This window comes from Microbulbifer elongatus (assembly GCF_021165935.1).
Classification (GTDB): Bacteria; Pseudomonadota; Gammaproteobacteria; order Pseudomonadales; family Cellvibrionaceae; genus Microbulbifer; species Microbulbifer elongatus.
This window is the reverse complement of sequence record NZ_CP088953.1, coordinates 1,154,444-1,179,287: the sequence shown is the minus strand read 5'-3', so window position 1 is coordinate 1,179,287 and position 24,844 is coordinate 1,154,444. Positions and strand designations below refer to the sequence as shown.

Below are 24,844 nucleotides of genomic sequence, written 5' to 3'. Positions count from 1 at the left end.
AGACTGGCTTTGGCCAGTGGGCCAGGGGCAGTTTTTTGCCCCGGGAGAATTTCCCTGTGTTAATCAATCTTGAGCAATATGCGTGCCAGATTTTTTCCCGCGCCCGCATCCACTCTGTGGACCTGGTGCGTCTCAGGGATACTTTGCCTTCATCCGCAATGCGCCGAACCTGCCCAGAGCACAGCGGCGGCTCGTCGAAGCGCGGACATCCGAAGGTCTCTGGAGGAGGCAAGGTACCTGCGTGACATCGTTGCCCGGGAAATGGAGAAACCGGAAGAGGTGCCTGCTTTCCGGAGTCCATGGCAGGAGGGGAATTTCAGCACAAAATCGGAAACTGAACTGGAACCCCGGATTGAAGACCTAGCCACTCGCTTTGCCGGCAGGATCACCCGGGACGCGATGAAGGCCGCGTTTACTGGCGGCGCCAGCATTGAGGCCCGCGCCGAACGGGCGGTAGAGAAAAATACCACCGAGTGTTTGGCCGCCGGAACCGAGCTTCGCGCGGCCACTTTTTCTTTCTGAAATGCAATAGGTACCAAAAGGGAAACTGTACGATCGTACAACACATTTTTCATATTTCACAAAATTACAGCCGTACCGGCATTCAATAAAAGCAGCACCCTCGCTAGAATAGCCAGCCCGAAATTTGATGCCGCAATGGAATGGGTATGCAACAAGAAGTCGCTCGGCCGTTTAGTGAATATGTATTTTTGAGCAAAGAGACAATTGGGAAAGACGGTCGTCGGGTATTTATTGACCCGAATCTTCTGGCGCCCTATCTCGAGTTTGTGCAGGAGGACGACCTGCACGGGCAGCAGACCTTGCGGAAAATGATCGGGCTTAAAAACTCTGCTGCGGGGATTACCAGCCAATCCAATCAGAGCAATGCGCATCAGCATCGCTTGGATTGTGGTTCTGTGATGGTGACCTATTCGGTTCTTCAGTCAGGGGCGCCAAATAGTCATGGGGACGGAGTTTATATCAGTGGCCTTCAACAGTCACTTGGCGAAGGGTGTGGCAAGCCTTCCGGCTTGTACTCATCACGCTTTGTTCATGGAGCTTGGAGACATGATCCCGCAGACGCTCACCAAATCACTACCCATATCGCTGCTGTTGCAGCAAACTACGATACGAAAAAGCACTCCTTCAACCTCAAGTTTACCGGGGATTCAGTCGGGGATTATTTCGCGCAAACAATAAACGGCCGCGAGCTCAATAACGAATTTTCACTTTACTATTGCCCCACCTCGATTATTGACAAGCTTGGCATATGGAAAAGTCCAGAACAAAAGGTGAGCCCAGAGGGAGCTGGCTCAACCCATCTTGCCAAAGTCTTAATCGAAACTCAGAATCAATACTGGGCTGACACGGATCAACAGCACCACTGGTATATTTTTGGACACGGTGCGAAGCTGCTCAAAAGCGCTCTTGAGGTAGTAAAAGCCCGAGGGCAGGCAAGCCTTTCCCACCATCAATTCAGTTTTGTCGAGCCCCGCTCAAACATTGGGTCCCTGCTGTCCGATATTGACCGACTTGGCGCCACTTATAAGAAAACACTCACCATGAAAAGCCTCGGCGCAAGATATCACCAGGCAGTTGACGCAGACGCGGTGACCAAGGAGCTCCAGGCAAACGATAAAAGCTGGACATCCCTGTCAGAAAAGATCGCACCAGCGGCATCGACACTTAAGAACGCCGAGAATTTGAAAGCGCGTATCGCGAACCACCAAGGCGACATAGCAGAATTCAGCCGTGCAAACTTTGTTGCGCTGGTCGAAAAAGTAAGCGGTAACCTTGGCTGGGAGTAACGCATGTCGAACCTGATATCTCAGCATCAAGTACTGGACTACTGCGCTTTTGAAGATAGCTCTATCAGTTGCTTTAACCTTTCCGGTATACAGCTGATATTTTCCGGTGAGATATCGACGCCCGCACCTTACGGACCTGAATATATCGCGCACAAGTGCGATATCTATGACCACTCGGTCTATGAACCCTTCGTCTTTGTCAATACAGCCCGCCCCTATAAAGGCAATAGACCGGCCTTCAGCTATCTCCCTATAAGCGAAGTCTACTGGCGACATTTCGTGCCCTACGGCGAACAATTGGCCGCTATAGGATCCTGCAGCGTTACCATCAAGGCAATTTGGCCGGCACCCGATCGATACTCTGCGAAAGTTGATCTGAAACAACGAAGCTGGCTTGAGCGAGTGTGCTTCGACATTCACACTATAGATGATTTATCAGGCACCAGTTTCATTTACCCTGAACGGATTGAAGACCTGATTCACTACCGTTTCGGCGGGCGTGATTGGGTATGTGTAAATCACGGAAACTATAAGCTAGACCGAGAGTACTGCTTTTACACCGCTCTAACACCCGATCATCTATTAATGCTCGATTTCCACCCCGATGGCTACTTTGCCCCAGGAACTGCCCCCCCGCAGGAAGATCTCGAAAAAATCTTTGTCAGCTTCTGGGATTTTTTAGACAAGCTGTCCATTATTGAAGACGGCACGCAATCGGACCGGGCTCCCGGCATCGAGCTTAAGGGAGAGGCGCTGGAGCGACAGCGCCTCCGGGAGAGTAGCCAGCCCCCCGAATCCGAAGACGGCGAACCCTCTCTCTGGTAGCCCCAAATCGGCTAACCAAATACAGACAGGGCCGCTTTCGCGGCCCTGTCTGGACTCAGCTCTTCTTGGCGATACCCAGCTCACCCAGAGTGCGTGCCATGTCCTGAGCGCTGGTGGCAGGCTTGATGTCCTTGTCGATCTTTGCCACATTCCCATCCATGTCGATATAGATGGTGATCCGCTTGGCCATATTCAGCACTGGCATCTTTACCCCGTAGGCCTCAGCCACTTCCCCGGTCGGGTCGCTCAATAGCGGAAAATCTGCCTTCTGCTCCTCGGCAAACTTGGCGTTATCCGCTACCTCATCGGTACTGGCCATAAAGTAGGCGACATCGTACTCGCGAATCAGATGGCCATTTTCAGCCAGCGATTTGCACTCGATGGTGCAACCTTTGGTAAAGGCTTTCGGGTACCAGGCAATCACCACCGCCTGTTTGCCTTTGAAATCGGATAACGCGTAGGTTTTTCCATCCGATGCTTGCAGGGAAAATTCCGGCGCAGGGCTTCCCACTTCCAACGCCAAAGCTGGAACAGCGATTGCCAGCATACCCAACCAGAGAAACAGTTTTCTCACCTTCATCTCCTCAAACGATGTTGATTCCTCAGGGCACAATGGCCCCAAAAAAATGACCTGATATTCAGTTGCAGTTTCAGGCTTTTTGCCTCTGGCTTCAACGGAAAACGCCCCATAAAATGCTGCAATTTTGCGCACTCCGCACCAGGGACAAGGGCACCGGGCAGTCACAGGCTTGCTGCGCAGGGACAATACACAATAATCGATCATCACAAGTCCCTGAAATGCCCGAGTTTACTTTCCGCCGATATGCCAGTCTGCGCCTTGCTGCAGTCATTTCCGTTGTCCTGACGCTTGCCGCCTGTGGCGGAGGCGGAAGTGGCGACAGCGAAGATGCGACGCTTCAGGCTCCACCCCCTTCTTACGCCCCCGAGAGCCAATCGGATTCCTCGGGCGGTGTCAGCTCGGGTGGCGACGCAACACCGGGTACAAGCCCCTCAGCCTACGCGGTCGAGCCGGGTGACTACGCGCAGCTGACCTCGTGCCTGCCCTTTGCCGGCAGTAGCGAGGCGCCCTTCAAGGTGCTGTTTGCGAACCTGGATTCCGCCCCCTTCTTCGAAGAAATTGTGCAGGATGCGGTGAACAACCAGTTTCGCGCACTTGCGCCATTTTCCGAGTACACGAGCCAGTTCGCCTTCTATGACATCGACCTACAGGGTTTCGCCGCTCTGGGTTGCGCGCACAAAGACAGTGGCGGTTTCAGCTGCGCGGAGGAGCAGATCCATCAGGCCATTCTGGAGCAGTGTGCCAGTGACGATGTACACGGTGTGCTCAAGGTGGTTATCGGCGAAAGCGATTACGGCGCGTCCGGTGGTGAAATCATCTATGTTGCCAGTGACAGGGACTGGCAAAATGTCGAGACCACCCTGCACCACCTGCGCAATATTGTGATCCACGAACTCGGTCATAACTTCGGGCTGGCCGATCTTTACGACAGCCCCATCAACGCCGACGGCACCAGCGTAGCGGGCTGGCCCAGCGAGTTATCCAGAGAATGGGCCAACCTAGACGCACCTGGCTGCAGCAAGTGGTGCAACAGCTTCAAACCGGCCTCCGAATACGTCCAGTCAGCCAACGCTACCTGTCCCACCCTCACCGATAGAGCGAGCTGTACCAGCTACAACCGTGCCGCGGACGGCACCTGCGAAACCGATGAAAACGGAAATTACAGCTGTTGCGGCTGGTCAGAAGATACCGTAGACGACTATTTCGGATCCCAGTGCACTCCGGTCTGGGGATCGGAGAATATTGGCCAGGACTGTCTGCAGGGCACCGGCTGCTATTACGGCGGCGCTCACGGTAATAATTCCTGGCGCCCGGTGAAAACCTGGGAAGACAGCATTATGTACGGCGCGGGACACTCCGAGGAATTTGATGCGGTTTCTGAGCAGGCCTTGCGCGAAGCGATTCGCTGCTGCGGCACCTCGGATGACAGCACAAGCTCCTGCAGCGTGTTTAGAAGTGAGTACCAGACATTTCTTCAGGAGCATCAGCCCTACAAGGTTCGCGTGGGCTCCTGCGGCACCAAATAGGCGGGGCTATGAGCAGGGGGTCATGCGTTCTCCGCAAGAAATCGGGTAAACCTGGCCGTCACGTCCTGTGCAGTGAGGTCCTCCCCCTTTGCTCTCAACACCTCAATTACGGTTTCCGCAGTACACAGGCAGCCATCCCTCTGATTGCGTCGCAGGTTGAATCGCGAAGCGTGCCGAATGTTCAGATCGACTCGCGGAAGTGGGTGCAGGTACGGACTGCGGTTATACATCTTACGAGCTTCCTGCCAGGTCCCATCGAGCAGAATAAAATTGTGGACCTCTACAACCGACGCGACTTCCGATACTTCTGACCGGGTTTCGCTCACAGGATAGAGAAGCGCCACCTCCTCTCGATTTATGAGCCTAAGTAGTTCCGGGGACGGTTCCGATCGCTTCCAGACAATGCGCTCTATAGACAGGTCATCCCGCGCCCGAAGAGCCAGCTGCCCGGTATTCGTTCGTCGCGATAACTCCCTCTCGTGGGTAAGCAGTACGATTCTCACCATTACTCACGCACTTGGTTCATTCGTCTGGGCTGAAAACAAAAGCACGGCTAGGCCGTGCTTTTGTTTTCGCCGTATTTAGGCATACCGGGCGCATCCTGCCCTTACTCAGGTGCCGACTCCCACTCGACAGCGAGTGTCACCGGCACGCGCCAAGCTTCACCATCGTTCGATGTCCACACATAATCCTGGTCCAAACCAGAGTACAGCCAAAGCTTGCTGGCGTGAGCTGTGAGGGAGTGAGTCTGATTCATTCGAGTGATCACATCCTCAGCCAGCAGCGTCCAGGTAATTCCGTCCTCTGATTTGTATACCGTATTGTGCCCAGCAGAAAAGGAATGTCCGCCCACCATCAGGAGCCTGCCGTTATGCCCCACCACACTCCCAAGAACGCGTGCTGGATAACCGCCATCATCAGACTCTTTTTTCCAGGTTCGTCCATCTGGCGAGGACCACACATCATTCATCAAGTCATCCGAACCATCGGGCCCCATGCCACCAGAGACGAACAACTTCTCGTTCCAGATATATACCGCCATATCTTCGCGGGAGCCGAAGGGAGATTCGGTCAACTCCAGATCCCAATTCAGGCCATCAGTCGATGAATATATTTTCGAATCTCCTGAAAATGCGCTATCGCCAATAACCCAAATTTTTCCATCAAATACAGCAACTTTGCCCTCGCCCATAAATGGGGCCCTATCAACCAGGCGTGTCCAGTTAACACCATCGTTCGACTTCCACACGTCACGCTTGAACGATAAAGCACCGCCTGTACCAATACCCTCTTCACCGCCGATCAGGTACAGCGCATTTTCGTATTCCACAACTTCATGAAAGGCACGCCCGGGAAACGCTGCGCTTTCGGTTTCCAGTTGCCAGTTAACGCCATCAATGGAAGACCAGATATCGTTGTACCAATATGTATCATTCCCGGATTCACCGGCACTATTATCCTGCCCGGCGATTACAAACAGCTTCCCTTTAAAGCTGATCATGGCATGCCCCATCCGACGCACAAACGGCGGGCGCTTAACGTCGACTGCCACTGGAGCACTGTGCAATCCAGCCCGCTCGAAAGATACGTAGGCCCGGAGCCCGACAGCAATATAGTCATCGGTAACGGGGAATTCATCACTGCTGGAGACCACGCTCATTGAGCCATGGCTGCACGACGCGTAATTATCTACATCACAATCTTGGTTGGTAAATCGATAAATATTCGTCGGAGCAAACACCCCGTTCAGAGATAACGTCGAATCGGTTTTTCCCAGTTCAACCGACAACTCGTCAGGTGGCCCGGTGACTGTCAGTCTATATTCCGCGTGCGCGGCAGCGAACTGTCCGGATGCTGCCTTTGTCACACCGATAACTGTCGTACCTTCTGCCACTAGCGTCGCAATGCCAGTTTCCATATCGACGCTGGCAACCGAATCATCACTGGAAGAATATACGAGCTGGCCGTCACCGGAGCCCCCGCTCAATAGATTGCTTGCTGTATCCGCAACACTTAGATCAACCAACAACGCTTCTGACTCGAAGACTAATGGCTCTTGCGCCTGCCCTTCGACAACACGAATGGAGTAGGAAGCTTCCGCTGGCTGATACTCGGCATCCCCCGCCTTGGTAGCCCTGACAGTAGCATTCCCTATCGCAACCAGCTGGACCGCGCCAGAACTGGCATCAACGGTAACAACAGTGGTGTTACTTGAGGAGTAAGAAATATCACCGGTGCCGGACCCGCCGGAAATCGGGTTCTCGCCGACATCACTGTGTAGATAGTATTCTATTTCCGAATTTTCAAAGCTTAGAGAATCCTGAACCTTCTTTTCCTGAACGGCTGGATTATCAGTATCCCCGGAACTGCCTCCACCGCCACCGCAAGCCACCAGGAACACCGAAAGCAGCCAGGCTGTCGGCATCTTCAATTTTACGATCGCCTTTTTCACATCATCCCCCACGCAATATTATTGTTATGAACAAAATAACAGGCGCTCTGTTATATAACGTAGGTTTTAATGAGTACAGAGATTATCAGCGAAATGCCACCAGCTGGTAAGACCAATAAACCCTTTCGACGGAGGAAACTCCGCGGTCTTTAGTTTGACTGCTGCCGGGCAATATCCAGCATTCGATTGGCAAACCCCCATTCGTTATCGAACCAGATCAATACCTTGACCAGCTTATGGCCGGCCACACGCGTCTGACTGGCGTCGACGATGCCGGAGCGGGGATCGTGATTGTAGTCACAGGAAGCGAGGGGCTCTTCGCTGTAACCGAGCACACCGCAGAAGCGGGTTTCCGCCGCCGTTTTGAGTACGGAATTGACTTCGGCCTGGGTGACGGATTTTTTCAGCTGCACCGAGAGGTCGATGGCGGAGACGTTGATGGTGGGGACGCGCATGGCCTGGGCTTCGAATTTGCCGGCCATGTCGGGGAGTATGCGCTCGATGCCGCGGGCGAGGCCGGTATCGACGGGGATAATTGACGAGATGGCGGAGCGGGTTTTGCGCAGGTCAGTGTGGTGGTAGGCGTCGTTTACCGGTTGGTCATTCATCGCGGAGTGGATGGTGGTGATGACGCCAGCTTCGATGCCGAGGGCGCTTTCCAGGGCGGCGATGACGGGGATGCTGCAGTTGGTGGTACACGATGCGGCAGAGATGATGGTTTCGTTGCCGGTCAGGACGGTGTCGTTGACGCCGTAGACGATGGTGGCATCTACATCGCTTTGCGCGGGCTGAGAGAAGATGACTTTTTTGGCCCCGGCTTTCAGGTGCAGTTCGGCCCTTTGCCGTTCGGTGAAGCTGCCGGTGCATTCAAGGACGATGTCGACCTGGGGGTTGCGCCAGTCGAGGTCTTCGAGATCTCGGTGATGGGTGACGGCGATCTGGTCGTTGTTGATGTGCAGGGTTTCGTTGTGCACTTCGACTTTGCCGTGGAAGCGGCCGTGGACGGTGTCGTATTTGGTGAGGTGCGCAATGGTGGCGCAGTCGGCCAGTTCGTTGATGGCAACGATCTGCAACTGGTCGCGCAGGTTGGATTCGTACAGGGCTCTTAATACGGAGCGACCTATACGGCCGTAACCGTTTATGGCGAGTCTTATCGGTGTGGGCATGTATACCTCGGGCTAGATCCACCACCCTCGGTTTTGCTCTGTTCCAGTGCGGTGGCGGCCGGGACCCGGAAAAGGGCCTTGTCCCGGTGCAGTGGCGGTCAAGCACTGGGTGGAGGTTTTCGGAACCGGGCTAGGCGCCCCCCTTCAACCCATCCCTGGGCGCTGCGGCGCAAACATCCTGTTTGCGACGCTTCCAAAAACCTCCACCCAGCACTTGCCCTTCAATTTACGCCACAGAGCACTTATGGCGTTTGATTAAAATTACTTCAGCAGTCCTTCAACCGCTTCCACAACTTTCTCAGCAGTGATGCCGAAGTGCTTCATCAGGTCACCCGCCGGTGCGGATTCACCGAAGGTGTCCATGCCGACGATGGCGCCGTCGAAGCCGACGAACTTGTACCAGTAGTCCTTGTGGCAGGCCTCTACGGCTACGCGGGCGCGTACGCTGGAAGGCAGTACGGATTCGCGGTAGTCGGCGGGCTGGGCGCTGAAGGCTTCGGCACAGGGCATGGAAACCACGCGCACTTTGCGGCCGGACAGTTGTTCGGCGGCGGCGGTGGCGAGTTCTACTTCGGAGCCGGTGGCGATGATGATGGCTTCGGGTTCGCCGTCGCAATCACGCAGGATGTAGCCACCCTTTTCGACGTTGGCCAGCTGCTCTTCGGTGCGCGCCTGCGGGGCGAGGCCCTGGCGGCTGAAGATGAGGGCGCTGGGGCCGTCGCTGCGGGAGATGGCCATTTTCCAGCTCACTGCAGATTCGGTGGCGTCACAGGGGCGCCAGGTCTGCAGGTTTGGTGTAGCGCGCAGGGCGGTGAGCTGCTCTACCGGCTGGTGGGTGGGGCCGTCTTCCCCGAGACCGATGGAGTCGTGGGTGTAGACGAAGATGACCTTCTGTTTCATCAGCGCGGCCATGCGCACGGCGTTGCGGGCGTATTCCATAAACATTAGGAAGGTTGCGCCGTAGGGCACGAAGCCACCGTGCAGGGCGATGCCGTTCATGATGGCGCTCATACCGAATTCGCGCACGCCGTAGTAGACGTAGTTGCCGCTGGCGTCGTCCGCAGTAACACCTTTGGAGCCGGACCAGATGGTGAGGTTGGAGCCTGCGAGGTCGGCGGAGCCGCCGAGGAATTCCGGCAGCAGCGGGCCGTAGGCATTCAGGGTGTTCTGGCTGGCTTTACGGGAGGCGATTTTGTCGGCATCGGCCTGGCACTGTTTGATGTATTCATCGGCCTTGGCGAGAAAGTCTGCCGGCAGCTCACCGTTCATGCGACGTACGAATTCGTCGGCCAGTTCCGGGTGGGCTTCTTTGTAGTCCTGGAAAATATCGTTCCACTCGTCTTCCTGCTCGGCGCCTTTGGCGCGGCCGTCCCAGGCGTGGTACAGGTCTTCAGGGATGACGAACGGCTCGTGTTTCCAGCCCAGAGTTTCGCGTACCAGCGCAATCTCTTCGTCGCCCAGTGGTGCGCCGTGACACTCTTCGCGGCCCTGCTTGTTGGGGGAACCGAAGCCGATCACGGTTTTGCAGCAGATGATGGTGGGCTTGTGGGTTTCCGCGCGGGCCTCTTCGATGGCCGCCTTGATCGCGGCGGGGTCGTGGCCGTCCACGTTCGGGATAACGTGCCAACCGTAGGATTCGAAGCGCTTGGGTGTATCGTCGGTGAACCAGCCTTCCACTTCACCGTCGATGGAGATGCCGTTGTCGTCGTAGAAGGCGATCAGTTTGCCCAGGCCCAGGGTGCCGGCCAGGGAGCAGGCTTCGTGGGAGATGCCTTCCATCAGGCAGCCGTCGCCCAGGAAGCAGTAGGTATTGTGATCAACCAGCTCGTAACCTTCACGATTGAACTGCGCAGCCATCACTTTCTCCGCCAGGGCCATACCCACGGCGTTGGTGATGCCCTGACCCAGTGGGCCGGTGGTGGTTTCTACACCTGGCGCGTAACCGTACTCCGGGTGGCCCGGGGTCTTGGAGTGCAGCTGGCGGAAGTTCTGCAGCTCGTGGATGGACAGGTCATAGCCGGACAGGTGCAGCAGGGAATACAGCAGCATGGAACCGTGGCCGTTGGACAGCACGAAGCGGTCGCGGTCCGCCCACTCGGGGTTGGCCGGATTGTGTTTCAGATAGTCGTTCCACAGCACTTCGGCGATATCTGCCATACCCATGGGCGCGCCCGGGTGGCCGCTTTTGGCTTTCTGGACCGCGTCCATGGCGAGGGCGCGGATGGCGTTAGCCTTTTCTGTGCGAGACGGAGTAGAAGACATAGGGATCTCTCGGTTTGGGATCTTCGGTTCATCAGATGCGCTGCGGGCCCGGCTCTGATGGCCAGCTTGCCGCGATTCCGTCGGCCGGAGGTTGTCGATGGCCGGCAAAACGGGGGCGTATTTTCCCGTAAACCCCCGCCGGGCGCAAAGGCCGCGGGTTCAATTCTTTGCTGATGACAGCAACATTTTCCTAACAAATCGCAATCCTGCTATCCATCGGGCCATAAGACCGGCATCAGTGACATCTGCATCAAATAATTTCGATGCACCTTTATCAAAATATTTTGATATAGCATGAAAGCGCTGCTAGACTCCGCGCCATGCTTGACTCCAGCCAACCGCCTGCGACGGGTGATGCCAACAAAGAATCACACGTCAGCGACCCGATCCCGCAACTGGCGGCGACCCTGAAGGCCGCCGGCGATCCGCTGCGGCTGGAGATACTGCGCCTGCTGAGCCAGGATTCCTACAGCGTGCTGGAGCTGTGCCGCATCTTCGAGCTGCGCCAGCCGGCCCTGTCCCACCACCTCAAGGTATTGACACAGGCGGGACTGGTGAGCAAACGCCGCGAGGGCAATAACCTGTTCTACCGCCGCACCGCGGGCAGCGTGCTGCTGCAGCAGCTGTTCAGCGGCCTGGATCAGTTGCCACTGAGTGCATCCCGCGCGGCCACTGTGGATCAGATCGCGTCCGAGCGCGCCGAGGCCTCGCGCCGTTTCTTCGCGGATTACGGCAACCGCTTCCGCGAGCAGCAGGAGTTGATCGCCAGTTATAGCGTCTACGGTCCACAGGTAGCACAGCTGCTGAAACCGGGGCGTCACGCACTGGAAGTGGGCCCCGGTGAAGGGGAGTTTCTGGAGGAACTGGCGAACCGGTTTGGTACGGTGACGGCGCTGGACCTGTCGGAGACGATGCTTAGGCGGGCGCAGGCGTTTGCCGATGAGCGGGGGCTGCAGAATATCGAGTTCGTGTGTGACGACACCCGCGCGGCGGCATCCCGTCCGGAAAGTGCGGACTGCATTGTGGTGAACATGGTGCTGCACCACACCCCGGAGCCGGCGCAGATTTTTCACGATTTACAGAAATCCCTGAAGCCCGGTGGGCAGCTGTTGATTACGGAGCTGCACGATCACGGGCAGGACTGGGCGCGGGATGCCTGTGGAGATTTGTGGCTAGGGTTTGCGCCGCAACAGCTGGTTGAGTGGGCCGCTGATGCAGGCCTGCAGAAGGGACGCAGTGAACACAGCGCACTTCGCAACGGGTTTCAGATTCAGATTCAGGAGTTTTTGAAGGTTTGAGCTTCTTAGCCTTGTGGTGGGGAGCTCTGTTTTAGCTCCGGGCGCCAGATCACCGGGTGCACCTTTTCGGAACCGAGCTAGGCGCCCCCCTGTGAACCCATCCCTGGGCGCTGCGGCGGCGACGTCCTGTCGCCGACGCTTCCAAAACCTTTCACCGGCACCTCGCCCTTCGATTCGTACTGATTTACTTCGACCCAGTTATCGAAAGCTGCTTACAAAGTACAGTGACTGCGGCGAAGCCAGAGCACCGGGTGCACCTTTTCGGAAGCGTCGCAAACAGGATGTTTGCGCCGCAGCGCCCAGGGATGGGTTCACAGGGGGGCGCCTAGCTCGGTTCCAAAACCTTTCACCGGCACCTTGCCCACCACCAAGCGAAAAACAGTGCTTCGAACAAAAAGCTACGAAGCACCAAACGAGATTGACGCCAACCGCCGGAAGCGGAAAAAGGAGAAGCTCAAAATGAGTGAATACAGCATTTTTACTTCGGAGTCGGTATCCGAAGGCCATCCGGATAAAATTGCCGACCAGATTTCCGACGCGGTTCTGGACGCGCTGCTGGCCCGTGACAAGAATGCGCGAGTTGCCTGTGAGACGCTGGTAAAAACCGGTATCGCGGTAATTGCCGGTGAGATCAGCACCTCTGCGTGGGTGGATCTGGAAGATCTGGTGCGCAAGGTGATTACCGATATCGGTTACACCTCTTCCGCGGTGGGTTATGACGGTGAAACCTGTGGAGTGATCAACGTCATCGGCAAACAGTCGGTGGATATCGCTCAGGGCGTTGACCGGGTCAAACCGGAAGACCAGGGTGCCGGTGACCAGGGCCTGATGTTTGGCTACGCCACCGATGAAACTCCGACCTTTATGCCTTCCCCGGTGTACTACGCGCACCGTCTGGTAGAGCGTCAGGCGGAAGCGCGCAAGTCCGGCCTGCTGCCGTGGCTGCGCCCGGATGCGAAAAGCCAGGTGACCTTCCGCTACGACGAAAACGGCAAGCCCTGCGCGATCGACGCTGTGGTACTGTCCACCCAGCACAACGAAGAAGTCACTCAGGAAGACCTGCGTGAAGCGGTGCTGGAACTGATCGTGCACCATGTACTGCCGGCCGACCTGCTGCATGAAAACACCAAATACCACATCAACCCAACGGGCAAATTCGTCATCGGCGGCCCCGTGGGCGACTGCGGCCTGACCGGGCGCAAAATTATCGTGGATACCTACGGCGGTTCCGCCCGTCACGGTGGCGGCGCCTTCTCTGGCAAGGACCCGTCCAAAGTAGACCGGTCTGCGGCCTACGCCGGTCGTTACGTGGCAAAAAATATCGTCGCCGCCGGCCTCGCCAACCGTTGTGAGATTCAGGTGTCTTACGCCATCGGCGTCGCCGAACCGACCTCGGTTTCCATCAATACCTTCGGCACCGGCAAGGTGAGCGACGAGCGCCTGATCGAGCTGGTGCGGGAGAACTTCGACCTGCGCCCCTACGCAATCTCCAAGGCACTGGACCTGTTGCACCCCATGTATCAGCTCACCGCCGCCTACGGTCATTTTGGTCGCGATCCGTTTGAGCACAGCTACAAATGGATTGATACCAACGGCAAAGAGCAGGTGGAAACCTTTACCGCTTTCCCGTGGGAAAAGACCGACAAGGCCGAGACCCTGCGCGCACAGGCGGGTATTTAATTCATATTTTCGTCATTCCGGCGCCGGCCGGAATCCAGCGCCACGAAACTGGATACCGGCGTGCGCCGGTATGACGGGGAAAAACTTCAAAGATTTAGGTAGTGAACCAAATGAGCACCGAATTCAAAGACTTTAAAGTCGCTGATATCTCTCTGGCCGACTGGGGCCGCATGGAAATTGAAATCGCCGAAGGCGAAATGCCCGCGCTGATCACCCTGCGGGAAAAATACCGCGCCGAGCAGCCACTGGCGGGCGCCCGCATCATGGGCTGCATCCACATGACCATCCAGACCGCGGTCCTGATCGAGACCCTGGTGGCCCTGGGCGCGGAAGTGCGCTGGTCCTCCTGCAACATTTTTTCTACCCAGGATCACGCCGCCGCGGCCATCGCCGCCTCCGGTATTCCGGTATTTGCGTGGAAAGGCGAAACCGAAGAAGAGTACGAGTGGTGTCTGGAGCGCACCATCGGCGCAGACGTACCCGGCTGGCAGCCGAACCTGATTCTGGATGACGGCGGCGACCTCACCGAACTGCTGCATCGCAAATACCCGGAGCTGCTGGATAAGTGCCACGGTATCAGCGAAGAGACCACCACCGGCGTACACCGCCTGCAGGACATGCTGAAAGTAGGCACCCTGAAGGTACCGGCGATCAACGTAAACGACTCAGTAACCAAAAGTAAAAATGACAACAAATACGGCTGTCGCCACAGTCTGAACGACGCCATCAAGCGCGGTACCGACCACCTGCTGTCCGGCAAGAAAGCGCTGGTCATCGGTTACGGCGATGTGGGTAAAGGTTCCGCCGCTTCCCTGCGTCAGGAAGGCATGATCGTAAAAGTCACCGAAGTCGACCCCATCTGCGCCATGCAGGCCTGCATGGACGGCTTCGAGCTGGTTTCCCCGTATATCAACGGCGTCAACGACGGTACCGAGTCCTGCATCAACAAGGAACTGCTGGCGAACACCGATCTGATCGTCACCACCACCGGCAACGTCAATGTGTGCGACGCGAATATGCTGAAGGCACTGAAGTCCGGTGCGGTGGTTTCCAATATCGGCCACTTCGATAACGAAATCGACACCGCATTTATGCGTGAAAACTGGGAGTGGCAGGAGGTAAAACCCCAGGTGCACAAGATCGTGCGCGATGCGGCCACCAACGACCACCTGTTGCTGTTGTCCGAAGGCCGCCTGGTCAACCTGGGTAACGCCACCGGCCACCCCAGCCGTATTATGGATGGCTCCTTCGCCAACCAGGTACTGGCGCAGATCCACCTGTTCAAAGAAAAATTTGCCGACCTGCCGGCGGACCAGAAAGTATCCGCGCTCTACGTGAAGGTGCTGCCGAAGCACCTGGACGAGGAAGTGGCCAAGTACATGGTGGAAGGCTTTGGCGGTGTGATTACCCGCATGACCGAAGACCAGGCCAAGTACATCGGTGTTTCCGTGGATGGCCCCTACAAGCCGGAAAGCTACAAGTATTAATTGACCTCTCAGGTACTGGATGCCGGCCTGCGCCGGCATGACGATGCTCCGTCATCCCGGATTTGATCCGGGATCCAGAAAGCCGAGGGAATGGAACAGAATAATGAGTGATTTACGTATCAGCTTTGAATTTTTCCCACCCAAGACCGAAGAGGGCCGGGAAAAACTGAAAAATACGCGCGAAAAACTGCAGGCATTCGACCCGGCATTTTTCTCCGTGACCTATGGCGCCGGCGGCACCACCCGCGACACCACCGCCAATATTGTGTGTGGTCTGCGCGAAAAAGGCGTATCCATTGCACCACACCTGTCTTTCGGCGGCGACAACGAAGAAATCGTGCTCGGTCTGTTGAACCGGTATAAGGACGCCGGTGTGGATCGCATCGTTGCCCTGCGCGGCGACATGCCCTCCGGTATGGGCTCGGTGGCACAACTGGTATATGCCAATGAGCTGGTGGACTTTATTCGCCGCCACACCGGCGAGCACTTCCACCTGGAAGTGGCAGCCTACCCGGAAATCCATCCGGAAGCGGAAAGTTACGACGCCGACATCCGCTTCCTCAAGGGCAAGTTCGAGGCGGGCGCCAACAGCGCTCTGACCCAGTACTTCTATAACCCGGATGCCTATTTCTACTTTCTCGATCAGTGTGAAAAAGCCGGTATCGATGCCCCCATCTATCCGGGCATCATGCCGATTACCAACTTCACCAATCTGGCGCGCTTCTCGCGCAACTGTGGGGCGGAGATTCCCCGCTGGTTGAAGTACCGTATGGAGAGCTTCAGCGATCCGGACGACGTGAAAAAGCTCGGACTGGAGATCGTGACCGATCTCTGTGAAACGCTATTGGAAGGTGGCGCGCCGGGACTGCATTTTTACACCATGAATCAGGTGGGGCCGACTGCGGACATCCTGAACGCACTGGAAATCACCAGCCAGAAATAAACTGGGCCCGGTGGCAATATCACCACCGGGTTTTCTTTACTGCTAACTTTTACTTTTGCAGCGGTTTGTTCAGTTTTTGCGGATTCCCCATCCGAACGCGTATCGGTTTGCCATCGAAATCGATCACTCGCACCACCAGTCTCCGGTTCTGCTCGCGCCCGCGCTGAGTCTCGTTATCGGCAATCGGGTCCGAGTCACCCAGGCCCGCAGCCTCCACCCGCTCTGAATGTATCCCCCGTTCCAGCAGAAACTGCTTCACCCAATTGGCCCGCCACTGCGACAGTTTTCGGTTTTTGTCCGGATCGCCGGCATTGTCGGTATGACCTTCCACGATGATTTTAAGTGCGGGAAAATCTCGCATTATCACCAGCAGTGCTTCGATATCCCCGAGGGTATCCATTTTTGGTGCAAACCCACCGGGCTCGAAGTCGACGTCGAGGACGAAACTATCTCCGTGTTCGCGGGCCTGCCCCATCAAGTAGCGCACCATATCGTCCCCGAAGGGCGCTGCCTCGCGGGCACTTTTCTCACCGAGACCGTTACTCACCAAGTCCCGCGGGTCGAGAGAGTATTTTTTGGCGGGGTCGGGACAACCACTGACGAGCAGTGCACAGAGTACAGCGCCGAGCACCGCACAAGGGCGCCGTATCGACTGGTCAGTAACGAAAAATGGCGTAGGCATAACAGGAGCCGGCTCCTCTACATTGCTGCAATCAATCTTTTCCGCCGAGGCAGACAGCGGGAGTTTAGGGTCGACGGCCCCCTTTCCCTAGTCGGGGGGACTGATCGGGAGTAAGCTGCGGGAACGCCGTGCCAAGGTCGCGGGCTTCCGGGCGGACCCATCGCACCTTACGCTAGGCAAGATACGCGAATACTCTTTAGCCATCCGACCTAGCCGTCCGACCGCCCTTACGGAGAAGGTAATGAACAAACAACTCCTGCTTTCAATTCTCGGCATTGGCGCCATCACACTTTCGCTAGTGTTTGGCGCACGCGTCACCGCGCAGCAGATTGTGACCGTAGATCCTGGTGATGCCTGGCTCAACGCCAGCGAGGGATACCAGGAGAAGGTCACCTGGCGGGTTGCCAGCAAAGGGGGCGCGGCATCACCGCGGGGAGTATTTGTGAACCTGGACAACAACCAGGAACTGGCGGTAGTGGATCAGATTCTGGAGTTCAGCGGTGACCGCGGCGAAGTCACCGAGGTGGTACAGATCTCGCCGGTGCAGGCACGCAGCTGGCACGCCAAGGGCGTACGCCGCGTGGGTTACCGGCGGGTATTTGCCGGCGCCGCCGGGAGCCTGTCGAACCATATTCTGTTCGACCTGGATGCCAGTGGACGCCTGGCCCAGGTGCAGGCCTCGCCGCCATCACAGACCGTAAGTGGCAAATCCCGCAAGTTGATGATGGCGTGGAACCTGGACAGTGACCTCGGCGAGATCAGCGCGTCTTCGGTGAGTGGGCAGTTTATGGTGGGCGACCGGGTGATTTATGAAGTATCAGAACCGCTGACCGCGGAAGCGGGCAAGCCTCTGCGGGAGACGGTGGAACTGCCTCAGGGACTGGTCAGCACACTGATCGCCCAGGGCATATATGAGGTGCGCTACACCCGCACCTTTGTGGATGACAAAGACACCCGCCGCAGCGCTTCGGTGCAGGTGCGACTCACCGAGTAGTGAACTTGCCAGAGCAAGCAAAATGACCGGTGTATCAGCTGGCCCGCTTGCGTCGGGTCAGCTGGAACCAGAAGAGACCTTCCAGCAAAAAGCCCAGCACCAGGAAGACCGCACCGCCGGTGGGAATACCAAAGACATAACAGGCGATCGCTGCGAACAGACAGACAACCGCAATCAGAATCCGTTTCATCGTACTCATGTTCGCCTCTCGGTGGGTCATCGATGGGTCAAAAAAGACCGTTAAAAATAGTCCAGTAACAACTGCATATCATTGATCACCCGCGCCCCTTCCGCCTCCAGCTGACGGGCGCGGTTGCCATTGTGGCTGTATCCGATCACTGGCATACCCGCCGCCACCGCGGCCTTTACCCCGGCAATGGAATCCTCCACCACCAGGCAGTGGGCCGGATCAATATCAAATTGCGCGGCACTGTGCAGAAACAGATCCGGCCAGGGCTTGCCGCGGCCCACGTCGTCAGCACTGTAGATACGACCATCGAAATAGTCCCACAGTCCGGTCTTGTTCAGTGTGATCTGCATCTTGGCGTGGGGGCCGGAGGAAGCGACGCAGGTCTGCAGGTCGGTGGTCTGCAACTTTTCCAGCACCTCGTGGATACCCGTCACCGCTTCCAGCTCGGTATGGAAAGCCTCGCGGATGCGGCGCTCGGTGGCATTGAAATAGGACTGCGGCAGCGGACCACCGTAGCGGGTTTCGATATCCACAATACAATCTTTGGAGGGGCGACCACTGAACTGCTCATCCAGCTCCTCCGCCGTCGCCGGCATCCCCAGCCTGGTCATTTCTTCCGCCAGCACCCGGCAGACGATGGTTTCACTGTCCACCAGTACCCCGTCGCAATCAAAAATGACCAATTGGGTATTCGACGCAAATCTATCCATTACACTTCCTATTCTTCTGCCATGTTCGAGCTAACTGCTTCAGGTCGCCGAAATCAGCAGAATACCGATCAGCACTCCCACGGCGCCGGCCACACGCACAATATTTTCATTGCCGTGCACAATGCCAAGTACGAATTCCTTGGTGCGCTCGTAACCCGATTGCAACGCATAGGCGCCGACCACAATCAGGAAGATACCCAGCACATTGAACAGGGTGCCCCAACTGCGGGTATCGGATATCAGCAGGAACACCATGCCGATAATAATCCGCGCCCAGCAACCAAAATAAAACATCTGTGGGTTCATACGCTCGCCGATATCCCGCGCGATCTGTGGCTTGAGGATCACCAGAACAGACATGGCCGTGATCGCCACGCCAATCAACCAGACTAGAGCTTTCATATCTTCACCTTTGCTTCTGGGCATTTTCCGGATTGTGGAGAGTTCGGAATTCCCTTACCGGATCAGGCCCGGCATGATGTTCCAGCGCGGGAATCACGAGGGGGGCGCTAAATATCGCCCCACTGGAACTGTAAAACAGACAGCGCTGCGACCGGCGCCGTCTCGGTCCGCAGTACCCGCGGGCCCAGACGCAGTGGGTGGAAGCCCTGCTGCAATGCCAGCGCAATCTCATCCGCGGACAGCCCACCTTCCGGCCCCACCAATAATAGCGCGGTATCCGGCCGCCCGGACTGCTGTTCCAGCTCCGACAGCGTCGCCTCGGTGCGGTGGTGGAGCACCAGCTTCAGAGTATCGTCCTGTTTTGCCTGCTCCAGAAACTGCGGATACTTCAGCGGCGGCAAAATCGCCGGCACCCGATTGCGCGCGCACTGCTCACAGGCACTGATCGCTATCTGCTGCCACTGCCCCAGCTTTTTCTGCAGGCGATCACCGGACAGCTTCACCTCACAGCGCTCCGTAAACAACGGCTGAATCCGCGCCACCCCCAGTTCTGTTGCCTTCTGGATCACCCAGTCAAAGCGATCCCCGCGAGAAATACCAATCGCCAGAGTAATCCCCAGCGGCGACTCCCGATCATCCTCAACAAAGGCACCAAGCTTGACCCGCGCCTTCTTCCCAGCCTCAAGCAACTCCGCCGCATACTCCCCACCCGAGCCATCAAACAGAACTAACGGACGCCCGGGCCCCAGGCGCAACACCTTCACCAGATGGCGCGAAGCGGCTTCGTCTAGCTGGACTTCAGATTGGCCGGACAACGGCTCGGAGGAAAAAATACGGGGAATACGCAAAGGGAGTTCCAACTCTAGGAAAACATTGCGTGAAGGGTAATACAGGAAGCGGTTAAGTTGTAGGTATGCGCCAGCTCGGTAAAGCTCTGACCCGATTTGGTGGCGGTGGAGCACCGGGTAGTAGTTTTCAAAACCGCTGTGAATACATCCCTGTACGCTGCGTCAGCGACGTCCCTGTCGCTGACGCTTTTGAAAACTACTACCCGGCACTCCACCTTCATTCAACGTCAGCTGCCTCGTAAGAAGTAAAACGCGAAGCCCCTGATCGGGACGGGGTGGTTCGATACGGAACGATTGCCGATGAGGTTGTGGAGTATCGGATTACCCCGTCCCGATCAGGGGCGCCACCGGACCAAATGGGCTGCGTCACCGGCCCCAACAGGGCCCAGCAACGCACCATCAATCAGGCTTTCTCGAAACTAACAGGTAACTCGTCGGAAGCCTTTTCGCCTTTAAACTTAACCCGTAGCACCTCAATCACCTTATACAGATTCGGCACCAGAATCAGCGTAACAAAGGTCGCACAAAGCACACCAAACGCCAGGCTCACCACCATCGGAATCAGGAACTGCGCCTGAATCGAGCGCTCGAACATAATCGGCACCAGACCGATAAACGTCGTGATCGAAGTCAGGATGATCGGACGGAAACGATCGCGTCCCGCCTGCACCACCGCATCCATCACCGCCAGCCCCTGGGCCCGCAGCTGATTGATCCGGTCCATCAACACCAGGTTATCGTTCACCACAACACCCGCCGCCGCCAGGAAGCCCAGCATCGACATAATGCTGATGTCATAGCCCATCAACAGGTGCCCCAGAATCGCGCCGAAGAAGCCGAACGGCACCGCTGTCAGAATCAGCAGCGGCTGGGAGTAGGAGCGGAACGCAATCGCCAGCAGCGCGTAGATCGCAAACAGCGACAGAATGAAGAACGCCAGAATGGCCGTGCCGAACTCCGCCTCTTCCTGCATCTCACCGGCGGTCTTCAGGCTGAAGCCCGGGAAACGCGCCTCCCACTGTTTCAGGTTCTCTTCCCGCAGCTGTTTAAGAATCTCGAACGCCGGGGCCGAACCCGGAATCAATTCCGCCGTTACCTGCACCGTGCGCTCGCGATCATTGCGGCGTATGGTGGTGTAACCCGGCACATACACCGCATCGGCCACCGCACTGAAGGGCACTTCGCCTTCCGCGGTGCGCACGCGAATGCGGTCGATCTGGTCCTCGCTGGCGCGCTCTTCCTGTGGATAACGCACCATCACCCGCACGTCTTCACGGCCGCGGGGGATGCGCTGGACTTCTTCACCGTAGAACCCCTGACGCACCTGCTTGGCTACATCGGCGAGGCCGATCCCCATATTGGTGGCGTGAGGCTTTAACTGGATTTCGATATCCTGGCGGGCGGCAACCAGGTTGTCGCGCACGTCGTAGACACCGGCAAAGTTGTTCAGCGCCTCTTTGACCGCATCCGCCGCGCGGCGCAGTTCGTCCATATCGCCGGAGGCCGTGCTCAGGTTGAGCGACATACCCGCGCCACCATCGTTGATGGTGTGGTGGATTTTCATTTCTTCCACGCTGGCTGGCAGTTCGCCCACATACTCGCGCCATTTCAGTGCCAGCTGTTCGGAGGTGACATCCCGCTGTTCGCCATCGGTGAGCTGCAGCAGTACGGTGACATTGCCGCGCCACAGGAACACCATGGTGTTTTCCACAAACGGCTTGTCACCGTTCAGTGCAAGCATTTCCGGGTCTTTGGCCAGTTGCGCACCGGCGCGCTCGAACTTCTGCAGCACCCGCTTGGCTTCCTCGAACGATTCACCCTGGGCCATGGTGGTTCTCAGTTCCAGCATGTCCGAGGGTACTTCCGGGGAGAAGGCGGAGCCGATATAACCGCCCTTGAATACCGCAAACGACAGAGCCAGCGCCACAAAAAAGATCATCACCGTGGCGCGGCTGTTGCCGAGGGATTTTTCCAGTAGCGGCATATAGTATTTGTCGCCGGCCTGCTGCATGGCGGCGGCGAACTTGCCGCGCACGGACTGCAGTTTCATACCGATTCCGGAAGTCGCCTTCTTTTCCGGTTTCAGGTTGACCAGGTGCGCTGGCAGGATCAGCAGGGACTCCACCAGGGAAAAGGCCAGGCACAGCAGTACCACCACCGGCAGCGCCAGCATCATCTGCGAGGTTACCCCGGGCAGGAACAGCATGGGGATAAAGAACACCATGGTGGAAACCACCGCAAAGATCACCGGCGCGGACACGGTCTTCACCCCGGCTTCGGCCGCTTTCAGTCCCGTTTCCCCGCGGTCATGGGCAGCATGTACCGCCTCCCCCACGATGATCGCGTCGTCCACCACAATCCCGAGAATCATCAGGAAGGCGAACAGCGAGAGCATATTCAGGGTCACCCCGGTCACTGGCAGCAGCCAGAAGGCGCCCATAAAAGCGGTGAAAATACCAATGGTCACCCACACCGCCAGCGCCGGACGCAGGAACAGCATCAGCAGCACAAACACCAGCGCGAGGCCGGTCACCGCATTCCAGAACAGCATGCTCATGCGGCTTTCATAGGCTTCCGAGAAGTCGAACCAGGTTTCAAACTCCATCCCCGGCGGCAGGGTTTCCCGGGCTTCTTTCATAAACTCGCGGATCGCTTCAGCGGTAGCCACCACGTCCAGTGGCTCACCCTGCATTACCCGCAGGTTCATCGCCGACTCGCCGTTAAAGCGGATGATCGAGCCCTCTTCCTCAAAACCGTCGTTGACGGTGGCCACGTCACCCAGCAGCAGCTGGGTACCGTCGGCACGGCTCAACAGCGGAATGCGCTCGAAATCAGACTGGGTATAGGCCTGACCGCGGGTCTGCACCTGAATATCGCCGCGGTCTGAGCGCACACGGCCCGCCGGCAGGTCGAGAGAGGAGCGGCGCACCGCAGTGGCCACGTCGTCAAAGGTCAGGTTGTAACGGCGCAGATTGACCTCGGATACCTCGATGGAGACTTCATCCGCGCGGTCCCCCCACACGTCCACCCGGCGCACACCGGGCAGCAACATCAGCTTGTCGCGCAGGTCCAGCGCGGTCTGCTTCAGCTGACGGTCGGAAACCGGACCGCCGATGGCGATCATCATCATCTGCTGTTCCCACTCCTCCAGCGCGATCACCGGGCGCTCGATGTCCGAGGGGAAGGTGCTGATGGAGTCCACCTGCACCTTGATGTCGTTCAGCAGGCGCAGCTCGTCGTAGCCCTCCTGGGCCTCGATGCGCACGGTGCTGTGGCTGCGGGCAGACCAGGAGTTGATCTCCTTGATGCCTTTCACTTCCGCAATTGCCTGCTCCACCCGCAGGGTGACCTGCTGCTCAACCTCGGCAGGGCCCGCGCCGGGATAACTGATATCGACCTTGACGATGCCCGGGTTGATCGCCGGGAATACCTCGCGGCCCACGTGGGAAATACCAAACAGGCCGCCGATGATGATCATGATCATCAACAGGTTGGCGGCCTTGCTGTTGCGGACAAACCATCCAATGATGCCTTGCATGATCAGTAGGCCCCCTGCGCCGAAACCGTGGTGCTGCCGGCTTCAGCCGCCGGTTCATCGTCCTGCTCGCTGGCGCCGTCCGCCCCGTCATCGTCCCCCTGCTCACCGAGCAGCAGCCCGGATGGCTTTTCGTTCAGAGGATTCGGAGTCAGCACCATGCCTTCGCGGGAATAGCCGAGGCTGGAAACCACCACCTTTTCTCCAGGTGCCAGATCTCCGCGCAACCAAACCTCTTCACCCACCGCCTGCAGCAGGTCCATATCGCGGAATCCCAGCTGGTTCTCCTCGTTGAGCACCAGTATATGACCACCTTCGTGGAGGGCCTGACGGGGCAGCACACTGATGTCGTCGTAGGTCTTACCGGCAATCTGCGCTTCTACGAACAGACCGTTGATCAGCGGCGCTTCGCCGGCGTAGGGGTTCTGGATCTGGGCGACCGCGTACACGAAGCGGCTATTGGGATCGATGGCGGCCTCAGTGCGCACAATCTGGCCGCGCCATTCCCGCGCCTTACCCGCGAGACTTGCGGTAACCCGCACCGCCGGGCCATTTTCAATGGCGCTCCCTAGGGGCAACTCCAGCAGGGACAACTGATGGTCGGTGAGCGGCAGGCGCACTTCCGCCACCCCGGTGCTGTGAATACGGGCCAGTCTGGTACCCGGGGTGATGTACTGGCCGATATCCACCAGGGTCTCTACCACACGGCCGGCAAACGGCGCCTTCACTGCGGTGCGCTCAAGATTGAGCTTGGCCTGGTCGCGATCGGCTTTTGCCGCGGCCAGACCGGCCTCCGCCGCGGCCAGCTGCGGTTTGCGCAGAAACAGGTTATTTGCGGTTTTGGTGCCCAGATCGCGCCACTCCCGCTTGGCCTGTTTGGCCATCCCCTGCTCCTGCGCCAGGGTCGCGGCGGCATTGGCCACCTGGGACTCGGCGCGGGTCAGGGCATGGCGGTAATCCGCGGCCTCAATCTGGATCAGGGAATCGCCCTGCTGAAAGAAGCCACCGGGGACAAACGCGTCGTTCACACTCTCGATGACACCGCCCACCCGCGCCACCACCTCAATCTCGTGACGGGCACGCACCGAGCCCTGACTGGGTACCAGTAGGGTCTGACGGCCGGGGTTGGCATACACCACGTCGGCCACCGGCGGCAACGCCGCTTCAGCAACTTTTCCTCAGGTTTGGGGGCAAGCAGGATCACGGCAGCCACGGCGGCCGCCCCCACCGCGACAACGATTCCCAAGATTTTATTTTTGCTGGTGCTTTTGTTCGAAGGATTCACAGGCAATTCCGCTGATCAAAATTTAACTAGCTGGCCATTCTACAGGGCTTGCACAACTTTGGAACTGTTCACAGAAACCAGTCGTCGCAGCAGAATGCGCTTGACCGCAAATGACCACTGTGCGCAATTTTGCGCCGGTGGTGGCAAGAGTAAAACGGCACGGTTTTCAAT

21 protein-coding genes are annotated in these 24,844 nt (G+C 57.6%); 9 read left to right on the top strand and 12 right to left on the bottom strand.

Annotated features, from left to right (window positions below; translation table 11 throughout):
• Positions 1–261 precede the first annotated feature (261 nt).
• The 3 genes from LRR79_RS04880 to LRR79_RS04870 all read left to right on the top strand — a co-directional run bounded on the left by LRR79_RS04880 (position 262) and on the right by LRR79_RS04870 (position 2,633).
• Positions 262–522 (top strand): hypothetical protein, encoded by a 261-nt coding sequence (locus tag LRR79_RS04880; protein ID WP_231759287.1) that lies wholly within the window; start codon positions 262–264, stop codon positions 520–522.
• A 146-nt stretch (positions 523–668) separates the two neighbouring features.
• Positions 669–1,808: a hypothetical protein gene (locus tag LRR79_RS04875; RefSeq protein WP_231759286.1), complete on the top strand. Its 1,140-nt coding sequence runs from the start codon at positions 669–671 to the stop codon at positions 1,806–1,808.
• A gap of 3 nt (positions 1,809–1,811) precedes the next feature.
• The gene (locus tag LRR79_RS04870; protein ID WP_231759285.1) at positions 1,812–2,633 is read left to right on the top strand and encodes a hypothetical protein; all 822 of its coding nucleotides are present in this window, start codon (positions 1,812–1,814) and stop codon (positions 2,631–2,633) included.
• A gap of 55 nt (positions 2,634–2,688) precedes the next feature.
• Here LRR79_RS04870 and LRR79_RS04865 read toward each other — a convergent pair whose 3' ends face one another.
• Complete coding sequence (locus tag LRR79_RS04865; RefSeq protein ID WP_407665228.1) at positions 2,689–3,213, bottom strand: peroxiredoxin; 525 nt, start codon at positions 3,211–3,213, stop codon at positions 2,689–2,691.
• 218 nt (positions 3,214–3,431) lie between these two features.
• On the opposite strand from LRR79_RS04865, the gene LRR79_RS04860 reads away from it, so the two are divergent.
• A complete protein-coding gene (locus LRR79_RS04860) occupies positions 3,432–4,739 on the top strand; it encodes a zinc metalloprotease (RefSeq protein WP_231759283.1) in 1,308 nt (435 codons plus the stop codon).
• Positions 4,740–4,759: 20 nt separating this feature from the next.
• On the opposite strand, the gene LRR79_RS17365 is transcribed toward LRR79_RS04860, so the two are convergent.
• The 4 genes from LRR79_RS17365 to tkt form a co-directional block, all read right to left on the bottom strand.
• Positions 4,760–5,245, bottom strand: coding sequence for a tRNA-uridine aminocarboxypropyltransferase (locus tag LRR79_RS17365; RefSeq protein WP_407665227.1), 486 nt, complete (start codon positions 5,243–5,245; stop codon positions 4,760–4,762).
• A gap of 101 nt (positions 5,246–5,346) precedes the next feature.
• On the bottom strand, positions 5,347–7,191 hold the full coding sequence (locus LRR79_RS04855; RefSeq protein WP_231759282.1) for an Ig-like domain-containing protein: 1,845 nt from the start codon (positions 7,189–7,191) through the stop codon (positions 5,347–5,349).
• Between the two features lie 149 nt (positions 7,192–7,340).
• Entirely contained in the window at positions 7,341–8,357 is a 1,017-nt protein-coding gene (gap, locus tag LRR79_RS04850) for a type I glyceraldehyde-3-phosphate dehydrogenase (RefSeq protein ID WP_231759281.1), read from the bottom strand.
• Positions 8,358–8,618: 261 nt separating this feature from the next.
• The gene (gene tkt / locus LRR79_RS04845) at positions 8,619–10,619 is read right to left on the bottom strand and encodes a transketolase (protein WP_231759280.1); all 2,001 of its coding nucleotides are present in this window, start codon (positions 10,617–10,619) and stop codon (positions 8,619–8,621) included.
• 320 nt (positions 10,620–10,939) lie between these two features.
• On the opposite strand from tkt, the gene LRR79_RS04840 reads away from it, so the two are divergent.
• The 4 genes from LRR79_RS04840 to metF all read left to right on the top strand — a co-directional run bounded on the left by LRR79_RS04840 (position 10,940) and on the right by metF (position 16,027).
• Complete coding sequence (locus LRR79_RS04840; protein WP_231759279.1) at positions 10,940–11,917, top strand: metalloregulator ArsR/SmtB family transcription factor; 978 nt, start codon at positions 10,940–10,942, stop codon at positions 11,915–11,917.
• Positions 11,918–12,376: 459 nt separating this feature from the next.
• Positions 12,377–13,597 (top strand): methionine adenosyltransferase, encoded by a 1,221-nt coding sequence (gene metK / locus LRR79_RS04835; RefSeq protein ID WP_043320170.1) that lies wholly within the window; start codon positions 12,377–12,379, stop codon positions 13,595–13,597.
• 110 nt (positions 13,598–13,707) lie between these two features.
• Positions 13,708–15,084, top strand: a complete 1,377-nt coding sequence (gene ahcY, locus LRR79_RS04830) for an adenosylhomocysteinase (RefSeq protein WP_231759278.1) — start codon at positions 13,708–13,710, stop codon at positions 15,082–15,084.
• Between the two features lie 103 nt (positions 15,085–15,187).
• Complete coding sequence (metF, locus tag LRR79_RS04825) at positions 15,188–16,027, top strand: methylenetetrahydrofolate reductase [NAD(P)H] (protein ID WP_231759277.1); 840 nt, start codon at positions 15,188–15,190, stop codon at positions 16,025–16,027.
• A gap of 49 nt (positions 16,028–16,076) precedes the next feature.
• Here metF and LRR79_RS04820 read toward each other — a convergent pair whose 3' ends face one another.
• Positions 16,077–16,709: an OmpA family protein gene (locus LRR79_RS04820; RefSeq protein ID WP_231759276.1), complete on the bottom strand. Its 633-nt coding sequence runs from the start codon at positions 16,707–16,709 to the stop codon at positions 16,077–16,079.
• 241 nt (positions 16,710–16,950) lie between these two features.
• On the opposite strand from LRR79_RS04820, the gene LRR79_RS04815 reads away from it, so the two are divergent.
• The gene (locus tag LRR79_RS04815) at positions 16,951–17,703 is read left to right on the top strand and encodes a hypothetical protein (RefSeq protein WP_231759275.1); all 753 of its coding nucleotides are present in this window, start codon (positions 16,951–16,953) and stop codon (positions 17,701–17,703) included.
• Positions 17,704–17,737: 34 nt separating this feature from the next.
• Here LRR79_RS04815 and LRR79_RS04810 read toward each other — a convergent pair whose 3' ends face one another.
• From LRR79_RS04810 to LRR79_RS04785, 6 genes are all read right to left on the bottom strand, one after another.
• Positions 17,738–17,902: a hypothetical protein gene (locus LRR79_RS04810; protein ID WP_231759274.1), complete on the bottom strand. Its 165-nt coding sequence runs from the start codon at positions 17,900–17,902 to the stop codon at positions 17,738–17,740.
• A 41-nt stretch (positions 17,903–17,943) separates the two neighbouring features.
• Entirely contained in the window at positions 17,944–18,603 is a 660-nt protein-coding gene (locus tag LRR79_RS04805) for an HAD family hydrolase (protein WP_231759273.1), read from the bottom strand.
• 39 nt (positions 18,604–18,642) lie between these two features.
• Positions 18,643–19,005: a hypothetical protein gene (locus tag LRR79_RS04800; RefSeq protein WP_231759272.1), complete on the bottom strand. Its 363-nt coding sequence runs from the start codon at positions 19,003–19,005 to the stop codon at positions 18,643–18,645.
• 107 nt (positions 19,006–19,112) lie between these two features.
• A complete protein-coding gene (locus LRR79_RS04795) occupies positions 19,113–19,853 on the bottom strand; it encodes a 16S rRNA (uracil(1498)-N(3))-methyltransferase (RefSeq protein WP_231759271.1) in 741 nt (246 codons plus the stop codon).
• A gap of 403 nt (positions 19,854–20,256) precedes the next feature.
• The gene (locus LRR79_RS04790) at positions 20,257–23,391 is read right to left on the bottom strand and encodes an efflux RND transporter permease subunit (RefSeq protein WP_231759270.1); all 3,135 of its coding nucleotides are present in this window, start codon (positions 23,389–23,391) and stop codon (positions 20,257–20,259) included.
• Between the two features lie 2 nt (positions 23,392–23,393).
• Entirely contained in the window at positions 23,394–24,536 is a 1,143-nt protein-coding gene (locus tag LRR79_RS04785) for an efflux RND transporter periplasmic adaptor subunit (RefSeq protein ID WP_231759269.1), read from the bottom strand.
• Between the last annotated feature and the right edge of the window lie 308 nt (positions 24,537–24,844).

Excerpts from the sequence above, each read along its gene's own strand:
- LRR79_RS04805 (WP_231759273.1), bottom strand. The coding sequence starts at position 18,603 with ATGGATAGATTTGCGTCGAATACCCAATTGGTCATTTTTGATTGCGAC.
- gap (WP_231759281.1), bottom strand. The coding sequence starts at position 8,357 with ATGCCCACACCGATAAGACTCGCCATAAACGGTTACGGCCGTATAGGT.
- LRR79_RS04860 (WP_231759283.1), top strand. The coding sequence starts at position 3,432 with ATGCCCGAGTTTACTTTCCGCCGATATGCCAGTCTGCGCCTTGCTGCA.
- tkt (WP_231759280.1), bottom strand. The coding sequence starts at position 10,619 with ATGTCTTCTACTCCGTCTCGCACAGAAAAGGCTAACGCCATCCGCGCC.
- LRR79_RS04815 (WP_231759275.1), top strand. The coding sequence starts at position 16,951 with ATGAACAAACAACTCCTGCTTTCAATTCTCGGCATTGGCGCCATCACA.
- metK (WP_043320170.1), top strand. The coding sequence starts at position 12,377 with ATGAGTGAATACAGCATTTTTACTTCGGAGTCGGTATCCGAAGGCCAT.
- LRR79_RS04840 (WP_231759279.1), top strand. The coding sequence starts at position 10,940 with ATGCTTGACTCCAGCCAACCGCCTGCGACGGGTGATGCCAACAAAGAA.
- LRR79_RS04880 (WP_231759287.1), top strand. The coding sequence starts at position 262 with ATGGAGAAACCGGAAGAGGTGCCTGCTTTCCGGAGTCCATGGCAGGAG.
- LRR79_RS17365 (WP_407665227.1), bottom strand. The coding sequence starts at position 5,245 with ATGGTGAGAATCGTACTGCTTACCCACGAGAGGGAGTTATCGCGACGA.
- ahcY (WP_231759278.1), top strand. The coding sequence starts at position 13,708 with ATGAGCACCGAATTCAAAGACTTTAAAGTCGCTGATATCTCTCTGGCC.
- LRR79_RS04790 (WP_231759270.1), bottom strand. The coding sequence starts at position 23,391 with ATGCAAGGCATCATTGGATGGTTTGTCCGCAACAGCAAGGCCGCCAAC.
- LRR79_RS04875 (WP_231759286.1), top strand. The coding sequence starts at position 669 with ATGCAACAAGAAGTCGCTCGGCCGTTTAGTGAATATGTATTTTTGAGC.
- metF (WP_231759277.1), top strand. The coding sequence starts at position 15,188 with ATGAGTGATTTACGTATCAGCTTTGAATTTTTCCCACCCAAGACCGAA.
- LRR79_RS04865 (WP_407665228.1), bottom strand. The coding sequence starts at position 3,213 with ATGAAGGTGAGAAAACTGTTTCTCTGGTTGGGTATGCTGGCAATCGCT.
- LRR79_RS04870 (WP_231759285.1), top strand. The coding sequence starts at position 1,812 with ATGTCGAACCTGATATCTCAGCATCAAGTACTGGACTACTGCGCTTTT.
- LRR79_RS04820 (WP_231759276.1), bottom strand. The coding sequence starts at position 16,709 with ATGCCTACGCCATTTTTCGTTACTGACCAGTCGATACGGCGCCCTTGT.
- LRR79_RS04800 (WP_231759272.1), bottom strand. The coding sequence starts at position 19,005 with ATGAAAGCTCTAGTCTGGTTGATTGGCGTGGCGATCACGGCCATGTCT.
- LRR79_RS04810 (WP_231759274.1), bottom strand. The coding sequence starts at position 17,902 with ATGAGTACGATGAAACGGATTCTGATTGCGGTTGTCTGTCTGTTCGCA.